Below are 13,519 nucleotides of genomic sequence, written 5' to 3'. Positions count from 1 at the left end.
GGAAGGCCACACATATGGACTCCTCCAACCTACATAGCCGTTATGAGATCATGTACCCCATCCTCCTCGGCTATGCTGTCCTTCTTCTCATCGCCGGATTGCTCATGGGAGACCCCAGGCAAGCACTGGATGGATTGAGCAAAATTGTATTAACCGAGGACGCCCTCATCACTGACTACGTCCTGGTAGCGGGTCCGGGTCCTGCTCTCATTAACTCCGGACTGGTCACATTGATCTCCGTTTTTATCCTCCATTCCTCCCGGATCCCCTTTAATGGAATGACGTCGGTGGTCATTGGACTAATGTCCGGCTTTTCCCTCTTTGGAAAAAACTTTGTGAACATCTGGCCTATTCTCTTTGGGACTTGGCTCTACGCCAAAAGCCGCAAAGAACCCTTTGGAAAGTATGCCCCCATCGGCCTGATGGCCACGGCCCTTGCCCCTGTGGTCAGCTATATTGCTCTGGACAATGGTTGGGGCACCCTGGAGGCTGGGATCCTGGTGGGCGTGGTGATCGGATTTCTTATGCCCTCCCTGTCCGCCTATACCTACAAGGTTCAAAACGGTATGAACCTCTATAACGTAGGTTTTGCCTGCGGCTTGGTGGCCTTTATCTGTGTTCCTCTCATCAGCTCCATGGGGGCTGATCCCACCGTCCATTACCGTTGGGCCAAGGGCTATGACATCCTCTTCGCCCCCGCGCTGGCAATTTTCTGCATTGGATTGATTTTCAGCGGCCTGTTTTTATGCCACAAGCCTGTCTGGGCCGCCTGGGCCGGCTACCGCCGCCTCCTTCAGACCAGTGGCCGGGCCCCCAGTGACTACGTCCGTATGTTTGGCGCCGCTCCGGTCCTCATCAACACCGGTGTAAATGGTCTGATTGGCATGACCTTTATCCTGTGTGTAGGGGGCGATTTGAATGGCCCCACCATCGGCGGCATTCTCACCATTATGGGCTTTTCTTCCTTCGGCAAGCATGCCGGCAACATCATTCCCGTAATGGCCGGTGTGTTTTTGGGCGGCGTGGTGATGCACTGGTCCCTGAGCGACTCCGCAGTCCAGCTTGCCTGTCTATTTTGCACCACCCTTGCCCCGATCTCTGGCTATTTCGGCTGGCCCTATGGGATTCTGGCCGGCTTTCTCCACTCCTCTGTGGTGCTCTACACCGGCTCCCCCGTAGCTGGAATGAATCTATACAACAATGGCTTTTCCGGTGGGTTGGTGGCCATTGTGCTGTATCCCACCATTATCGCCGTAGCTCGGCGGCGCAAGCCCACCTTGCAGGATGAGGATTATCTGGATTTGCTGGAAAACGACTCCCCCGTCACTCCCCCCGATCCGGCAGCAATTCAGGAAGAACGGGACGGCTAAACAAAAAACGTGGATGCCGCACAGAAGCGGCATCCACGTTTTTAACTTCCAAACCACAGCCGAACCGCTAAGGCAGCCACCAAAAAGCCGGTCACGTCGGCACACAATGCGGCTGGCACTGCATACCTGGTCTTTGTAATCCCCACCGCCCCAAAATAAACTGCAATGGTATAAAATGTGGTTTCTGTTGACCCTAACATCACCGCTGCGGTTCGGCCCAAGTAAGAATCGGGACCATAAGCGGAAATCAGTTCCGCCCCCACCCCCAGAGCGGCTGACCCACTGATGGGCCGTACCAGCATCAGAGGCAGCAGTTCCCCCGGAAGTCCCAGGTTCTCCAGTACCGGCCCTAGAGCGGCCGCAGCTAAATCCAGCGCCCCGGAGGCCCGCAGCATATAAACCGCTGTCATCAGTCCAATCAGCGCGGGCAGAATCCGAATCACTGTCTCCAGTCCCTCTCCCGCCCCCTTCACAACAGAGGAATATACATCCACCCCCCGTATAGTCCCGTACAGGGCTACCCCACATAGGGTAAGAGGCACAACCATAGTGAAGACTACATCCATTGATATCCTCCCCTGTGCCTACATAGGGACACGCAGGCGCATAACTCCCCGCCCTGCGCCAGGCTCCCACAGCCGAGAAAACACCTTGCAGGCCAGGATTCCCACTCCCACCGAGGCGGTGGAGGCCAACCACACCGCCGGCAAAATATCAAAAGGTGCTGCGCAACCTGCCGCGGCCCGTACAGTCGCCACGGTGGTGGGGATGAGCTGGATGGACGCGGTATTACAGACCACCAGCATACACAGTCCGTCGCTGGCAACTCCCGGACTCCGGCGGCTCATCCGCCGCGCAGCCTGGATTCCCAAAGGGGTGGCCGCATTCCCCAACCCCAGAAGGTTGGCCGACACGTTGGCCGCTATGCTGTCCATTGTCTCCTGGTCCTCCGCCCACTGGGGAAACAGCATCCGCAGCACCGGCCCCAGCAGATGGGACAGCCGATCTGCCAACCCGGACCGGCGCATCACCTCCATCACCCCGCTCCATAAGCACAGCATCCCGCCGATGGACAAACAGAGCTCTACCGCTGCCGATGCCCCTTCTATCGCTGCTGCCGCTACCTCCGCTTCCCGCCCTGTGCCCAGACCGCAGAGCACGGACAGCACAATCATTCCCGTCCAAATGACTGTCATCGTCATCCTACCACTCCCCCTTCTTCCCCTCATTTATACGCCCGGCACGGGGGTTATATGCCCCTGTCAAATTTTAGCGAATAGGAGGGAAATATTGGAAATAAAGTTAAATTTTTTCCAATTTAATGCAAATACAGCGGAAATAGTTGACAGATTTTTTCTTTGTAGTAAAATGGAAACAGTCTTGGTCCAGGAGAAGACGTCACCTTTTCACCTGTATTTGCTTGTCGGCAAATCACGTTTATTTTTTAAGAAGGAGAGAAACTGTTACATGAAATCAACCGGCATCGTTCGCAAAGTAGATGAATTGGGGCGTATCGTTCTTCCCATTGAACTCCGCCGCACATTAGACATCGCCGAGAAAGACTGTCTTGAGATTTATATGGACGGCCCCTCGATTGTGCTAAAAAAATATCAGCCAACCTGTATTTTCTGTGACGAGGCAAAGGACATCCTGGTGTTCCGCGGCAAGAATGTATGCTCCAAATGTATCAAAGCCCTCCAAGATGCGGAAAAGGGATAAGTTTGCGCTCTTCCGCCCATATCAATGAAACGCGCCTGGCTGCCATCATCAGCCGGGCGCGTTCTTTTATTCCTCACTGTCTGAAGGCTCCGCCTGGGGGGATACCGCCAGCTCATACAGCTGGTTGCGGGGAAGGGACAATTCCTTGGCCGCACGCTTCACGCTGTCCCGCAGGGAGGCTCCCTCCTCCTGCAGCCGCTTCACCAGAGCAAGGCCGTCCTCCAAGGTGACCTCTCCCGCCTCCACAGGCTGGGCCCCCTCTACCACCAACACAAACTCCCCCTTGGGGGCGTTTTCCCGGTAATAGGCCGCCGCCTCCCCCAGGGTGGTCCGGCGGACTTCTTCATGGAGCTTCGTCAACTCCCGGCACAGGGACACCGGCCGGTCCGCTCCAAAGGCCGCTGCCAGGTCCTCCAGAGTGGCAATCAGCTTATGGGGCGCCTCATAAAAGATCATGGTCCGCTCCTCCCCCCGGAGAGACTCCAGGTGGGCACGGCGATTTTTCTTGTTCATGGCCAAAAAGCCCTCAAAGGTAAACCGTCCGGTGGGCCGGCCCGACACTGCCAACGCTGTGACCAGGGCGCAGGGACCTGGAATGGCCACAACAGGGATGTCCGCCTGGACACACTGGGCCACCAGCTCCTCCCCTGGGTCAGAGATGGCCGGCATACCCGCATCGGTCACCAAGGCACAGCACTCCCCCGCCAGTAGCCGCTCCATCACCTGCCGCCCACCGCTCTCGGTGTTATGGCGGTGATAGGTCACCATGGACTTTTTAATGCCCAAGTGGTTCAGGAGCTTGACCGTCACCCGGGTATCCTCCGCAGCGATGAAATCCGCCTCCTCCAAGGTCTGTGCCATCCGTCGGGAGATATCCCCCAGGTTTCCAATGGGAGTGGGGACCAAATAGAGCGTGCCTGACATGGTAATTCTCCTTTGTTTTGAGCCCAGGGCCCAATTCGTCCTAAATATTATAGCATAAGCAACCTTTTTATGGTATTCTTTTTTCAGATTGATCTTCAGGAGGTGAAACCATGGGTGGGAAGGAATTTCTGGACCCCTATACCCTATGCTGGCCGGACGGCGTATTCCCCTTGGGTCAGGACGCCCTGGCTTTGGGGAACTTCGCCTCTTTGAAATCGGGCTGGCAGGTGTGTGACCTGGGGACCGGGAGCGGGGTACTGCTGCTGTTGCTGGCCGGTCGACAGCCGAACGTGACTTTATTTGGGGTGGAACGTGACCTCCTTGCCGCCCAAACCGCCCGGGAAAATTTGGAGCGCAACGGCCTAGCTGGCCATATCGTCCCCGAAGACCTGCGCCAGCTCTCCCTTCCGGCCGGCACCTTTGATCTGGTGGTTTCCAATCCTCCCTACTTTTCTGTGGGCAGCGGGGACAGCGCAGGGCCGGAGCGGAGCGAAGCGCAATGCACGCTGGAGGAGCTTTGCACCTGCGCCGGACGGCTGCTCCGAAATGGAGGGCGCTTCGCCCTGTGCCACCGGCCCGAACGGCTCACCGACCTTCTCTGTACCCTGCGCACCAACCGCTTAGAGCCCAAACGGCTGGAGCTGGTGTCACATGACCGGGCTCACCCCCCCTCTCTGATTCTAATCGAGTGCATCAAACAGGGGCGGTCGGGCGTGAAGATCACCACCAGCCTGCGCTTTCCTTAGCTTTATGGTACCCAACCTACAACAGACATAAAAAAGCGCGCCCCTCTGTCAAAAGGCAGAGGGGCGCGCACTATTTTTTCCATCAGCGTTGGTACTCAAACTCCAGGTCATAGAGGGAGACGATATCTCCGTCTTTAATGCCCATCTCCTCCAGCTGATCGAACAGGCCGGACTGGCGAAGCATCTTATCAAACCAGTTCCGGGACTCATAGTCGGAGAAGTTGACATTGGCAATGAGCCGTTGCAGCCAGGGGGCCTCCACCACCCAGGTGTCATCGAACTGCTGGATCTCCACCTCACCGGAGGTATCCACCTGGGGAGGCCGCTCCACATAGGTGGGCTCGTACACCGCCACGGGAGGCAGCTGTTGCAGCTCCTGGGCCGCCCGCTTCATTAGCTCCCGGGTGCCCTGGTGGGCAGCAGCGGACATCTCAAACAGCTCCAGTCCCTGGGCCCCCACGTGCTCCCGCAGCCGCTGAAGCAGGGTGGGATCGGTCATAATGTCCACCTTATTGGCCGCTACAATCATTTTCCGGGAAGCAAGCTCCGGGGAATACTGCTTCAGCTCAGCGTTGATGGCCTCAAAGTCCTCCACCGGGTCACGGCCCTCAGAGCCGGACACATCCACCACATGGATGAGCAGACGGCAGCGGTCGATGTGGCGCAGGAAGTCGTGGCCCAGGCCGGCCCCCTCCGCTGCCCCCTCAATGATGCCGGGGATATCGGCCAGGACAAAGGAGACTCCCTCCTCCACGTAGACTACGCCCAGATTAGGGAAGAGCGTGGTAAAGTGATAGTTGGCGATTTTGGGCTGGGCCCGGCTGACCACGCTAAGAAGGGTGGACTTACCCACGTTGGGGAAACCCACCAGTCCCACATCGGCCAACAGCTTCAGCTCCAAAATCACGTCCCGGCTCTCTCCAGGTAGGCCCGCCTTTGCAAACCGGGGCACCTGACGGGTAGGGGTGGCGAAGTGCTTGTTGCCCCAGCCGCCCCGCCCCCCCTTGCACAACACGAAGGGGGTGTCGTCGGACATATCCTTGATGATCTCCCGGGTCTCCGAGTCCCGGATAATGGTTCCCCGGGGCACCCGCAACACCAGGTCTTCTCCGTCCTTGCCGGTGCAGCGCTTGCCCTGGCCGTCCATGCCGTTGCCGGCCACATATTTGCGCTTATAGCGGAAGTCCATAAGGGTGGACATGTGGTCGTTTACCGTCACCACCACATTGCCGCCCCGGCCGCCGTCGCCCCCGTCGGGGCCGCCGGCCGCCACATACTTCTCCCGGTGGAAGGAGACCACACCGTTGCCTCCGTTACCAGAGCGGACGGTGATTCGGGCGGTATCTACAAAAGGTGCAGCCACTGCCGCCACCTCCTCTTCGTTTCGAATTAAAATTCCAGCAGGTTCAGCCCCACTGTATCGCTGAAGGTTCGGTCCACCTGGCCGTCCCACACCTGGAGAAACAGCTCCAGGGTGGCACTGATGGTGGCTTCGCTGAGATGACCAGCATGGACCTCTCCCGTCACCGGATTCCCGATGGTGATATGGAGATGGAGATAGGGTCTCCCCTCCTGCCGGGTCACATTCCCCACCAGGGCAGAAATTTCATACTGGCCCTGATAGCGCTGGGAATGGTACTGCTTTTCCCGGGTGTCAAAGATCCCGATGGTCACGTCGTTGGCTGCTCCCAGGGCAGATACTGTCCCTAAAGCAACGCCCTCCTGGTCTACCAGCTTGGTCAGGCAGGATACAATCTCCTCCCCGGGATCCAGGCGCATCACATAGCCCTGGTTAAACTTTCGATATTCCATTCTAGGACCTCCTTTCAAAAGAGAAGCCGCAAACGACCATCCGTTTGCGGCTTCCTGTCAGCAAATTACTGAGCGATCTCCATCTCCACAATGGAAACCTGCTTGCGATCCTTGCCCAGACGCTCAAACTTCACCTTGCCGGACTTGAGCGCGAACAGAGTATCGTCGCTGCCCTTCCCAACGTTGACGCCGGGATGGATGTGGGTGCCGCGCTGGCGGACCAGGATGTTGCCGGCCAGCACAAACTGACCGTCGCCCCGCTTCACGCCCAGGCGCTTGGCCTCGGAATCGCGGCCGTTACGGGTGGAGCCCACGCCCTTTTTATGGGCGAAAAACTGTAAACCGATGTTCAGCATATCTTACACCTCCAAGACTGAAATATGGTCAGGGTACTCCTCCGCCAGCTGGACAAAATGGACCATCAGCGCCGCCAGAAGGGTCTGGCAGGTGCTCTCGTTGGTCTGTCCCAAGCCGTTGGGGAGTTTTAGGGTGATGGATGCGTCCTTCTCCCGCACCTTCACCGAGGCCTCCAGCCCCAGCACGTCGTTTACGGCGCACTCGGTCAGGCGGACGGCGCTGGTAATGGCTGCGCAGACGATATCCTCACCCTCGGGGGCGTAGCCGCTGTGGCCCTTTACTTCAAAGCCTACAATCCGGCTGCCCTCGGAATGGAAGGTCACGGTGGTCATAATCAGGCCTTGATGGCGCCGATCTGCACCTTAGTGTAGGGCTGACGATGGCCCTGACGCTTGCGGTAGCCCTTCTTGGGGTTGTACTTGAAGATCCGGATCTTCTTGCCCTTCCCATTCTTCACCACGGTGGCGTCCACCACAGCGCCCTCCACGGTGGGAGCGCCGAAGGTGGCCTTGTCCCCGTCCAGGATGGCCAGCACCTGGTCGAAGGTGATGTTAGCTCCGGCCTCGGCCTCCAGCTTCTCGATGAACAGGGTGTCGCCCTCGCTCACCTTATACTGCTTGCCGCCGGTCACGATGATTGCCTGCATTTGTTTCAACTCCTTCATTACGGGCTCGCTCTCCTGGGAGGGAACTCACGTTCCGCTTGGGGCTCCACAGCTCTCCTTTCGGGGCGCTTGGCGCTTCTTCCCCACTCAAAGCGGCTCTGATATTCTATCAATCATTTCTAGCTTTGTCAAGAGAATTGACTTGCTTTTTAAAAATTTTCTCTTAAAACAGGTCGACCCGGGCCCGGGCTACCCGGTCCTGGACCTTGGAGAGAAGTTCTTCCCCCGTCAACCCGTCGCAGATCCACATCCGCTCCATACACTGTAGTGTGCGATTCCAGCCGGGCACTACCCTCCGGCAGCCCCAATTGGTGCTGAACGTCATCCGAACCCCTTGCTCTGCCAGCTCCTCCACTGCCTGGCTGCTGTACAGTCCAAAGGGAAACGCCAGCGCATCCAGCTCTACCCCCAATCCCTGACGCAAACCCTCTCGGGCCTTGATCAAATCTTCCCGCAGGGTCTGAATATACTCCTCCTCCGACTCTCCGGAGATACGGAGCACACCGTCCCGGCCGGAAAGGCCGTACTCCGACCGCTGGTGGAGATCATAGGTGTGGCTTTGGACGCAGATAACTCCCTTCTCCACCCAGGGTCGCACCTGGTCCCAACTGAACCGTGGCGGGTCCAGGGCTTGACCGGTATGGGGATAGACGGTCTGTCCCACGTTAATGCCAATGACAAAAATGGTGGCTTTCATGCCATACCGCTCCAAAATGGGGGCGGCAATCTCCAGATTGGAGGTATAGCCGTCGTCAATGGTGATCATAACCGGCTTTTCCGGCAGCTTTTCCTTCCCATCCACATACCGGATAACCTGCTCCGGTGTGACGGCAGTATAGCCCGCCTCCCGCAGCGCCTTCACCTGTTCCCCAAAACGCTGAGCGGTCACCACCGTGTCTGCCTCCGAGGGGCCCTCCTGGATGAAGTGGTGATACATCAAAACCGGCACCGCGGTTCCCATCCGATGGAGAACTACCAACACAGCCGCTCCCACGATGGCCGCCAACACCAGAGCTGCCAACCCGATGGTCCATTTCCTCTTCATCCCGTTCCCTCCCTCACACAGGTTTGGTAATTAACCCAATGATTTCCTGGTTATGGTGGTTATTATACCGGGATTTTTCCCCTTTACAAGGGACTTTCAAAAATCTTAAGAAGTCAATGCTCTCCTTGCTTGAGCAGCGCCGTCAAATGCCGGGTGATTCGGCCGGTCAGTCCCCATATGGCGTGCCCTTCCCAGGGGTACACCGGCACATTTTCTCCCCCCGGCTGCCAGCGGTAATCCCTGGGGATCCCGATGAGCTCATAGGGAAAGTTTTCCCCGGTATGGGGAATCAGGGTATAGTCATACTCCAAAGGCTTGGTCTGAAGCAGATGCTCCAGAGGGACCAAAAAGGTGGAGTCCACCTCCCCGGGGTTTAGAGTCATCCCCTCCACTGCCTCCCCCTTCACAAGTCCTAAAATGGGATACATGATGAAGTTGGCCCGGTGGGCAATAAAATCCAGTCTGCCCAGCACCCGCACCGCCGAGGGCGGAATGCCCAGCTCCTCCTCCATCTCCCGCAAGGCACAGCACTCCGGGGTCTCTTCCCCCTCCATCCGTCCGCCGGGGAAACACACCTCCCCCGGCTGACGGCGCAGCGTCAGCGCCCGTACCTCGTAGAGCACAAACAGTCCCTCTTCCCGCTCCACCAGGGGGACCAGAACCGCATACCGCCCTGTAGCATCCATCAGGCCGGGGGTTCTGTTTTTCAGCATTTGTTCCAGTTTCTTAACGTCCATGCTCCTGCCTCCCCACCGGGCCGGTCCGCCTTTTCCCGACCCCAATTGACAAAAAACACGCCGGAAGGGCGTGTTTTTTGATTTACATTACATTTTTTCCGGAGCTGTCACGCCCAGCAGACCCAGGCCGTTGGCCAGGACGGAACGGACTGTATCCGCCAGCTTCAGGCGGGCGGCCAGCACCTGGCTCTCCTCCCCCTTGATGCGGCAGGCATTATAGAAGCGGTGGAAGTCTCCGGCCAGAGCCACCAGGTAGCGGTTGATCCGGCTGGGATCATAGTCCCGAGCAGCCAGGTGGATCTCCTCGGGGAACTGGGCCAGGGCCTTCACCAGGGCCAGCTCCTCCGGGGCGGTGAGCAGGCTGGCATCCACCTGTGCGGCGGAACAGACCTGGTCTCCCTCCTCCGCCAGACGGGCGATGAGGGAACAGATGCGGGCGTGGGCGTACTGGACATAGTACACCGGGTTCTCGCTGTCCTGGCGCACCGCCAGGTCCAGGTCAAAGTCCAGAGGAGTGGTAGCGGCCCGGGAGTTGAAGAAGTACCGGGCGGCATCCACGCTGATCTCATCCAGCAGGTCGTGGAGAGCGATGGTCTTGCCCGAGCGCTTGGACATACGCACCGGCTTGCCATCCTGCATCAGATTCACCAGCTGCATGAGCACCACCACCAGGCGGTGGGAGCCGTCCAGTCCCAGTCCGTCCAGAGCGGCCTGGAGCCGGGCCACATGGCCGTGGTGATCAGCGCCCCAGATGTTGATGGCCAGATCGAAGTTACGTACCTCCAGCTTGTTGCGGTGGTAGGCGATGTCGGCGGCAAAGTAGGTGTAGAACCCGTTGGCCCGGCACAGCACGTCGTCCTTCAGGTCCAGCTTATCCAGCTGCTCTTGGGTCTTGCCCTCCCGCATGTACTTTTCCTTCAGCAGGCGGGTGGTATCCAGCCAAAGGGCTCCGTCCTTCTCATAGGTCCAGCCCTTGTCGGTGAGCATCTGCACCGTCTGGGCCACATAGCCGGAGTTATGCAGGGAGGATTCAAAGAACCACTCATCGTAGGTGATACCGTACTTGAGCAGGTCCTCCTTCATCCGGGGGATGTTCATCGACAGACCATACTCGGCCAGCTTCTCCAGCCGCTCCTCCTCGGGCAGGTCCTTCCAGCTCTCCCCATGGGCGGCATAGACCGCCTGGGCCAGGGCCTTGATGTCCTCCCCGTGGTAGCCCTCTTCGGGGAAGGGGAAGTTCTCCTCCCCCACGATCAGCTGCATATATCGGGCGTTGATGGACACGGCAAACTTGTGGATCTGGTTGCCGGCGTCATTGACGTAAAATTCCTTCCAGGTGTCCCAGCCGTCCCGGCGCAGTACGTTGGCCAGGGTGTCCCCCAGCACGCCGCCCCGGGCATTGCCCATATGCATAGGCCCGGTGGGGTTTGCGGAGACGAACTCCACCATCACCTTCCGGCCACGGCCTTCCTCCCCGGCACCGTAGTCGGCCCCCTCCGTCTCTACGGAGGAGAGCACCTCCCCAAACCACTTGGGACCCAGGGTAAAGTTCAGAAAGCCCGGTCCGGCAATCTCCACCTTCTGGAAATAGCTCCCCTCCAGCTCCAAGTGGTCCACAATGGCCTGGGCAATGGCCCGGGGAGCCATGTGCAGAGCCTTGGCCCCCGCCATGGCAAAGGAGGAGGCGTAGTCCCCATGGGCGGTATCCTTGGGGATTTCGATGGTGGCCTTTACTTCCGCTCCGGCAGGCAAAATCCCTTCTGCGGCGCAGCGCTCATAGGCCTGCTGGGTCAGCTGGGCCACCTGCTGACGGGCGGCCTGAATCATGTTTGACACGTCTATCACACCTTATACTATACTTATCGTTTGTTTTCTCTCTTATTGCTTCAGGCTGAAGCCTTCCGCTTCCTTCACCTTGATCTGGAAGACATTGCGCCCGGCGATGGCGTGGTCCACTTCGATGGCATAATCAATCTCGATGTCGCCGCCATGGTCGTTTAGGTCGGCCATCAGGTGACGGGTATTCACCCCGATGGCCATGGCGCCATATGGTGTATTGTACATGGACAGATGGCGCCGTCCCTCCTGGAACACCATCTGGGCATTGAACTCCCCTGCCCGCATCAGGGTCACCTGCTCCCCCTCCACCTGGATGGTGGTCAGGGTCCCCTCCAGGCCGGTGAGCTCACTCTCCTGATAGGTGAGGGTATAGCCCGTCTCGTCCCGGATCAGACGCCCTTCCGTCACCAGCTCAATGGTGTCCGGGGCGGCATCCTCATATTTCTGCATCCCTTTAATGGAGATGACCACATCTTTTTCCATCATTTGCCTCCAACGGCTTTGTTCATATTCCCGGCCCTCTCAGGCCGCAGGTGGAGGTATTATACACGCTTTCCCTCCTATTGTAAAGGAAAGGGCATGAATTTCCAGCAGAGATTATTTTATGTCATTTAGTCTGGAAAGACAAGGGGAAATTTCCACGGAAAATCGGCTGCCGCAGCCCGATCCCCATTTGACAAATGGGGATTGACGGCTATAATGAAAGTGACTCATCCCTCTTGCTTCGGAAAAGGAGGCCTGTGTTTTTATGGAGCTGGAACTGAGCAAAAAGCAATTTCGCCGCCTGCTGGATTTGGTATATATCGGAAACTGGATTTTAAACTCCACCCGTGGGGATCAGCGCTTTGCCGACTACGACGAGGTGGAGAGCCTGGTCTTCGCCCGGGCCGCCCTGGAGGGCATGCCCTCCTTGGCTGAGCTGTACCAGGGAGAGATCGTCCCCTCCCGCGCCTTTGTGGAGGGCGGTATCCATGAGGCCATTGCCGAATATGAGAACAATGTATTTTTTGATATTTTGGCCGAGGACCTGGCCCGCCGGGACATGGACGACGCCCCCATTGACGAGAGCAATTACGCCGAGCTGGCCAGCCGCATTGACGCCTACATCGCCGAATTTGAAGAACACGGCACCGACAACATCCTGGTGGATATTGACCACTGATCCCTTTGCAAGACGGCTAAGCAGTCCTCTGCCCGCCCTTGGCGGACGGAGGGCTGTTTCTTTTTTCCCTTTTCCTGTGTCCCTTTCCGCCTCTTTATGGTACAATATGGATGGACACCGAGCCAAACTTGTTCTGTCCCACAGGAGGCCGCCCATGCTGACACAACTGACCCAAACCTTATATCCCCTTCTGGAGCTCCAGGGCACCCTGGTGCTGATGATGGCTGCCGGCCTGCTGCTGGCCAAGGGTGGGATCATCTCTCACTCCGGACGCCAGGTGCTAACCGACGTGACCATCCACATCTTTATCCCCTGCAACATTCTGAAATCCTTTTTAGGGGAGCTGGATTTAGACATCCTGCGCTCCTGCTCTGTTTTACTGGGCCTGGCTATTGCTCTGGAGCTTTTATATGTGGGACTCAACAAAGTGCTCTATCGCTCCTACTCTCCCGCCCGGCGGAAGATTTTGCAGTACACCACCCTCTCCTCCAACTCCGGATTTCTGGGCACCGCCATCTCCGAAGGGCTGTATGGCGACCTGGGTCTGCTCTATAACTGCATTTTCCTCATCCCCATGCGGGTGTTTATGTGGTCCATCGGCCTATCCTACTTCACCACACCCCCCTCCCGGAAGGAAGTGCTGCGGAAGGTCTTCCTGCACCCCTGTCTGGTGGGGCTCTACCTGGGGCTGTTTTTCATGCTGACCCCCTGCACCCTACCCGGGGTACTGGACTCCACCGTCCGCTCCATGGCCGCCTGCACCACCCCCATGGTCATGGTCATCACCGGCTCCATCCTGGCCGATATGGACCCCAAGCACTTCTTTGACCGGGACGCCCTCTACTTTAGCCTCATCCGCCTGGTGGGGCTGCCCCTTATCACTTATGTGTGCCGCCTCTTCCTCCCTCTGGACCCGGTAGCGGTGGGCATCGCCGTGCTGATGTCCGGTATGCCCGGAGCCAGCACTACCGTCCTCTTTGCCGCCCGGTACGACAGCGACGCCCCCTTTGCCACCAAGTGCGTGGTGGTCACCATCCTCCTGTCCGTCATCACCATCCCCGCCTGGGGACTGGTATTGGGTTAAACCCTTTTTTAACGAATAAAAGACCGCCCCAGAGAGATTCCTCTGGGGCGGCCTTTTTTC

At 58.2% G+C, this 13,519-nt stretch carries 17 protein-coding genes; 5 read left to right on the top strand and 12 right to left on the bottom strand.

The genetic code is table 11. The features are described 5' to 3' along the window. Positions 1-14 precede the first annotated feature (14 nt). A complete protein-coding gene (locus B5E43_RS00495) occupies positions 15-1,370 on the top strand; it encodes a DUF1576 domain-containing protein (RefSeq protein WP_087392791.1) in 1,356 nt (451 codons plus the stop codon). Between the two features lie 41 nt (positions 1,371-1,411). Here the strand turns inward: B5E43_RS00495 and B5E43_RS00490 are convergent, their stop codons facing one another. Both B5E43_RS00490 and B5E43_RS00485 read right to left on the bottom strand, forming a co-directional pair. Then, the gene (locus tag B5E43_RS00490; RefSeq protein WP_087392790.1) at positions 1,412-1,936 is read right to left on the bottom strand and encodes a nucleoside recognition domain-containing protein; all 525 of its coding nucleotides are present in this window, start codon (positions 1,934-1,936) and stop codon (positions 1,412-1,414) included. 18 nt (positions 1,937-1,954) lie between these two features. Next, a complete protein-coding gene (locus B5E43_RS00485) occupies positions 1,955-2,572 on the bottom strand; it encodes a nucleoside recognition domain-containing protein (protein ID WP_087392789.1) in 618 nt (205 codons plus the stop codon). Between the two features lie 265 nt (positions 2,573-2,837). On the opposite strand from B5E43_RS00485, the gene B5E43_RS00480 reads away from it, so the two are divergent. After that, on the top strand, positions 2,838-3,089 hold the full coding sequence (locus B5E43_RS00480) for an AbrB/MazE/SpoVT family DNA-binding domain-containing protein (RefSeq protein ID WP_087392943.1): 252 nt from the start codon (positions 2,838-2,840) through the stop codon (positions 3,087-3,089). A 66-nt stretch (positions 3,090-3,155) separates the two neighbouring features. On the opposite strand, the gene rsmI is transcribed toward B5E43_RS00480, so the two are convergent. After that, a complete protein-coding gene (rsmI, locus tag B5E43_RS00475) occupies positions 3,156-4,013 on the bottom strand; it encodes a 16S rRNA (cytidine(1402)-2'-O)-methyltransferase (RefSeq protein WP_087392788.1) in 858 nt (285 codons plus the stop codon). Between the two features lie 110 nt (positions 4,014-4,123). Between rsmI and B5E43_RS00470 the strand changes: the two genes are divergently transcribed. Beyond that, the gene (locus tag B5E43_RS00470) at positions 4,124-4,759 is read left to right on the top strand and encodes a methyltransferase (protein ID WP_087392787.1); all 636 of its coding nucleotides are present in this window, start codon (positions 4,124-4,126) and stop codon (positions 4,757-4,759) included. An 82-nt stretch (positions 4,760-4,841) separates the two neighbouring features. Here the strand turns inward: B5E43_RS00470 and obgE are convergent, their stop codons facing one another. From obgE to B5E43_RS00425, 9 genes are all read right to left on the bottom strand, one after another. Then, positions 4,842-6,122 (bottom strand): GTPase ObgE, encoded by a 1,281-nt coding sequence (gene obgE / locus B5E43_RS00465; RefSeq protein ID WP_087392786.1) that lies wholly within the window; start codon positions 6,120-6,122, stop codon positions 4,842-4,844. Positions 6,123-6,148: 26 nt separating this feature from the next. Further along, complete coding sequence (locus B5E43_RS00460; RefSeq protein WP_087392785.1) at positions 6,149-6,571, bottom strand: PPC domain-containing DNA-binding protein; 423 nt, start codon at positions 6,569-6,571, stop codon at positions 6,149-6,151. 65 nt (positions 6,572-6,636) lie between these two features. After that, a complete protein-coding gene (gene rpmA / locus B5E43_RS00455; protein WP_087392784.1) occupies positions 6,637-6,927 on the bottom strand; it encodes a 50S ribosomal protein L27 in 291 nt (96 codons plus the stop codon). Positions 6,928-6,930: 3 nt separating this feature from the next. Next, a complete protein-coding gene (locus B5E43_RS00450; RefSeq protein ID WP_087392783.1) occupies positions 6,931-7,260 on the bottom strand; it encodes a ribosomal-processing cysteine protease Prp in 330 nt (109 codons plus the stop codon). A gap of 2 nt (positions 7,261-7,262) precedes the next feature. After that, on the bottom strand, positions 7,263-7,574 hold the full coding sequence (gene rplU / locus B5E43_RS00445; protein ID WP_087392942.1) for a 50S ribosomal protein L21: 312 nt from the start codon (positions 7,572-7,574) through the stop codon (positions 7,263-7,265). Between the two features lie 181 nt (positions 7,575-7,755). Next, positions 7,756-8,637 (bottom strand): polysaccharide deacetylase family protein, encoded by an 882-nt coding sequence (locus B5E43_RS00440; protein ID WP_087392782.1) that lies wholly within the window; start codon positions 8,635-8,637, stop codon positions 7,756-7,758. 113 nt (positions 8,638-8,750) lie between these two features. Then, the gene (locus tag B5E43_RS00435; RefSeq protein ID WP_087392781.1) at positions 8,751-9,374 is read right to left on the bottom strand and encodes a CoA pyrophosphatase; all 624 of its coding nucleotides are present in this window, start codon (positions 9,372-9,374) and stop codon (positions 8,751-8,753) included. 87 nt (positions 9,375-9,461) lie between these two features. Next, entirely contained in the window at positions 9,462-11,210 is a 1,749-nt protein-coding gene (gene argS, locus B5E43_RS00430) for an arginine--tRNA ligase (RefSeq protein WP_087392780.1), read from the bottom strand. Positions 11,211-11,252: 42 nt separating this feature from the next. Further along, positions 11,253-11,699, bottom strand: a complete 447-nt coding sequence (locus B5E43_RS00425) for a DUF1934 domain-containing protein (RefSeq protein WP_242964651.1) — start codon at positions 11,697-11,699, stop codon at positions 11,253-11,255. 262 nt (positions 11,700-11,961) lie between these two features. Between B5E43_RS00425 and B5E43_RS00420 the strand changes: the two genes are divergently transcribed. After that, positions 11,962-12,375, top strand: coding sequence for a hypothetical protein (locus tag B5E43_RS00420; RefSeq protein WP_087392778.1), 414 nt, complete (start codon positions 11,962-11,964; stop codon positions 12,373-12,375). Positions 12,376-12,529: 154 nt separating this feature from the next. Next, positions 12,530-13,459 carry an AEC family transporter gene (locus B5E43_RS00415; protein WP_087392777.1) on the top strand — a complete coding sequence of 310 codons (930 nt, stop codon included), beginning with the start codon at positions 12,530-12,532 and terminating at the stop codon, positions 13,457-13,459. Positions 13,460-13,519 lie beyond the last annotated feature (60 nt).

Origin of the sequence: Flavonifractor sp. An100 (genome assembly GCF_002161175.1) — a bacterium.
Taxonomy (GTDB): Bacteria; Bacillota; Clostridia; order Oscillospirales; family Oscillospiraceae; genus Lawsonibacter.
The sequence above is the reverse complement of the archived record's forward strand: the minus strand, read 5'-3'. Positions and strand labels throughout refer to the sequence as shown.

Coding starts and splice junctions, on each gene's coding strand:
- B5E43_RS00495 (WP_087392791.1), top strand. CDS start 15: ATGGACTCCTCCAACCTACATAGCCGTTATGAGATCATGTACCCCATC.
- B5E43_RS00490 (WP_087392790.1), bottom strand. CDS start 1,936: ATGGATGTAGTCTTCACTATGGTTGTGCCTCTTACCCTATGTGGGGTA.
- B5E43_RS00485 (WP_087392789.1), bottom strand. CDS start 2,572: ATGACGATGACAGTCATTTGGACGGGAATGATTGTGCTGTCCGTGCTC.
- B5E43_RS00480 (WP_087392943.1), top strand. CDS start 2,838: ATGAAATCAACCGGCATCGTTCGCAAAGTAGATGAATTGGGGCGTATC.
- rsmI (WP_087392788.1), bottom strand. CDS start 4,013: ATGTCAGGCACGCTCTATTTGGTCCCCACTCCCATTGGAAACCTGGGG.
- B5E43_RS00470 (WP_087392787.1), top strand. CDS start 4,124: ATGGGTGGGAAGGAATTTCTGGACCCCTATACCCTATGCTGGCCGGAC.
- B5E43_RS00460 (WP_087392785.1), bottom strand. CDS start 6,571: ATGGAATATCGAAAGTTTAACCAGGGCTATGTGATGCGCCTGGATCCC.
- rpmA (WP_087392784.1), bottom strand. CDS start 6,927: ATGCTGAACATCGGTTTACAGTTTTTCGCCCATAAAAAGGGCGTGGGC.
- B5E43_RS00450 (WP_087392783.1), bottom strand. CDS start 7,260: ATGACCACCGTGACCTTCCATTCCGAGGGCAGCCGGATTGTAGGCTTT.
- rplU (WP_087392942.1), bottom strand. CDS start 7,574: ATGCAGGCAATCATCGTGACCGGCGGCAAGCAGTATAAGGTGAGCGAG.
- B5E43_RS00440 (WP_087392782.1), bottom strand. CDS start 8,637: ATGAAGAGGAAATGGACCATCGGGTTGGCAGCTCTGGTGTTGGCGGCC.
- B5E43_RS00435 (WP_087392781.1), bottom strand. CDS start 9,374: ATGGACGTTAAGAAACTGGAACAAATGCTGAAAAACAGAACCCCCGGC.
- B5E43_RS00425 (WP_242964651.1), bottom strand. CDS start 11,699: ATGATGGAAAAAGATGTGGTCATCTCCATTAAAGGGATGCAGAAATAT.
- B5E43_RS00420 (WP_087392778.1), top strand. CDS start 11,962: ATGGAGCTGGAACTGAGCAAAAAGCAATTTCGCCGCCTGCTGGATTTG.
- B5E43_RS00415 (WP_087392777.1), top strand. CDS start 12,530: ATGCTGACACAACTGACCCAAACCTTATATCCCCTTCTGGAGCTCCAG.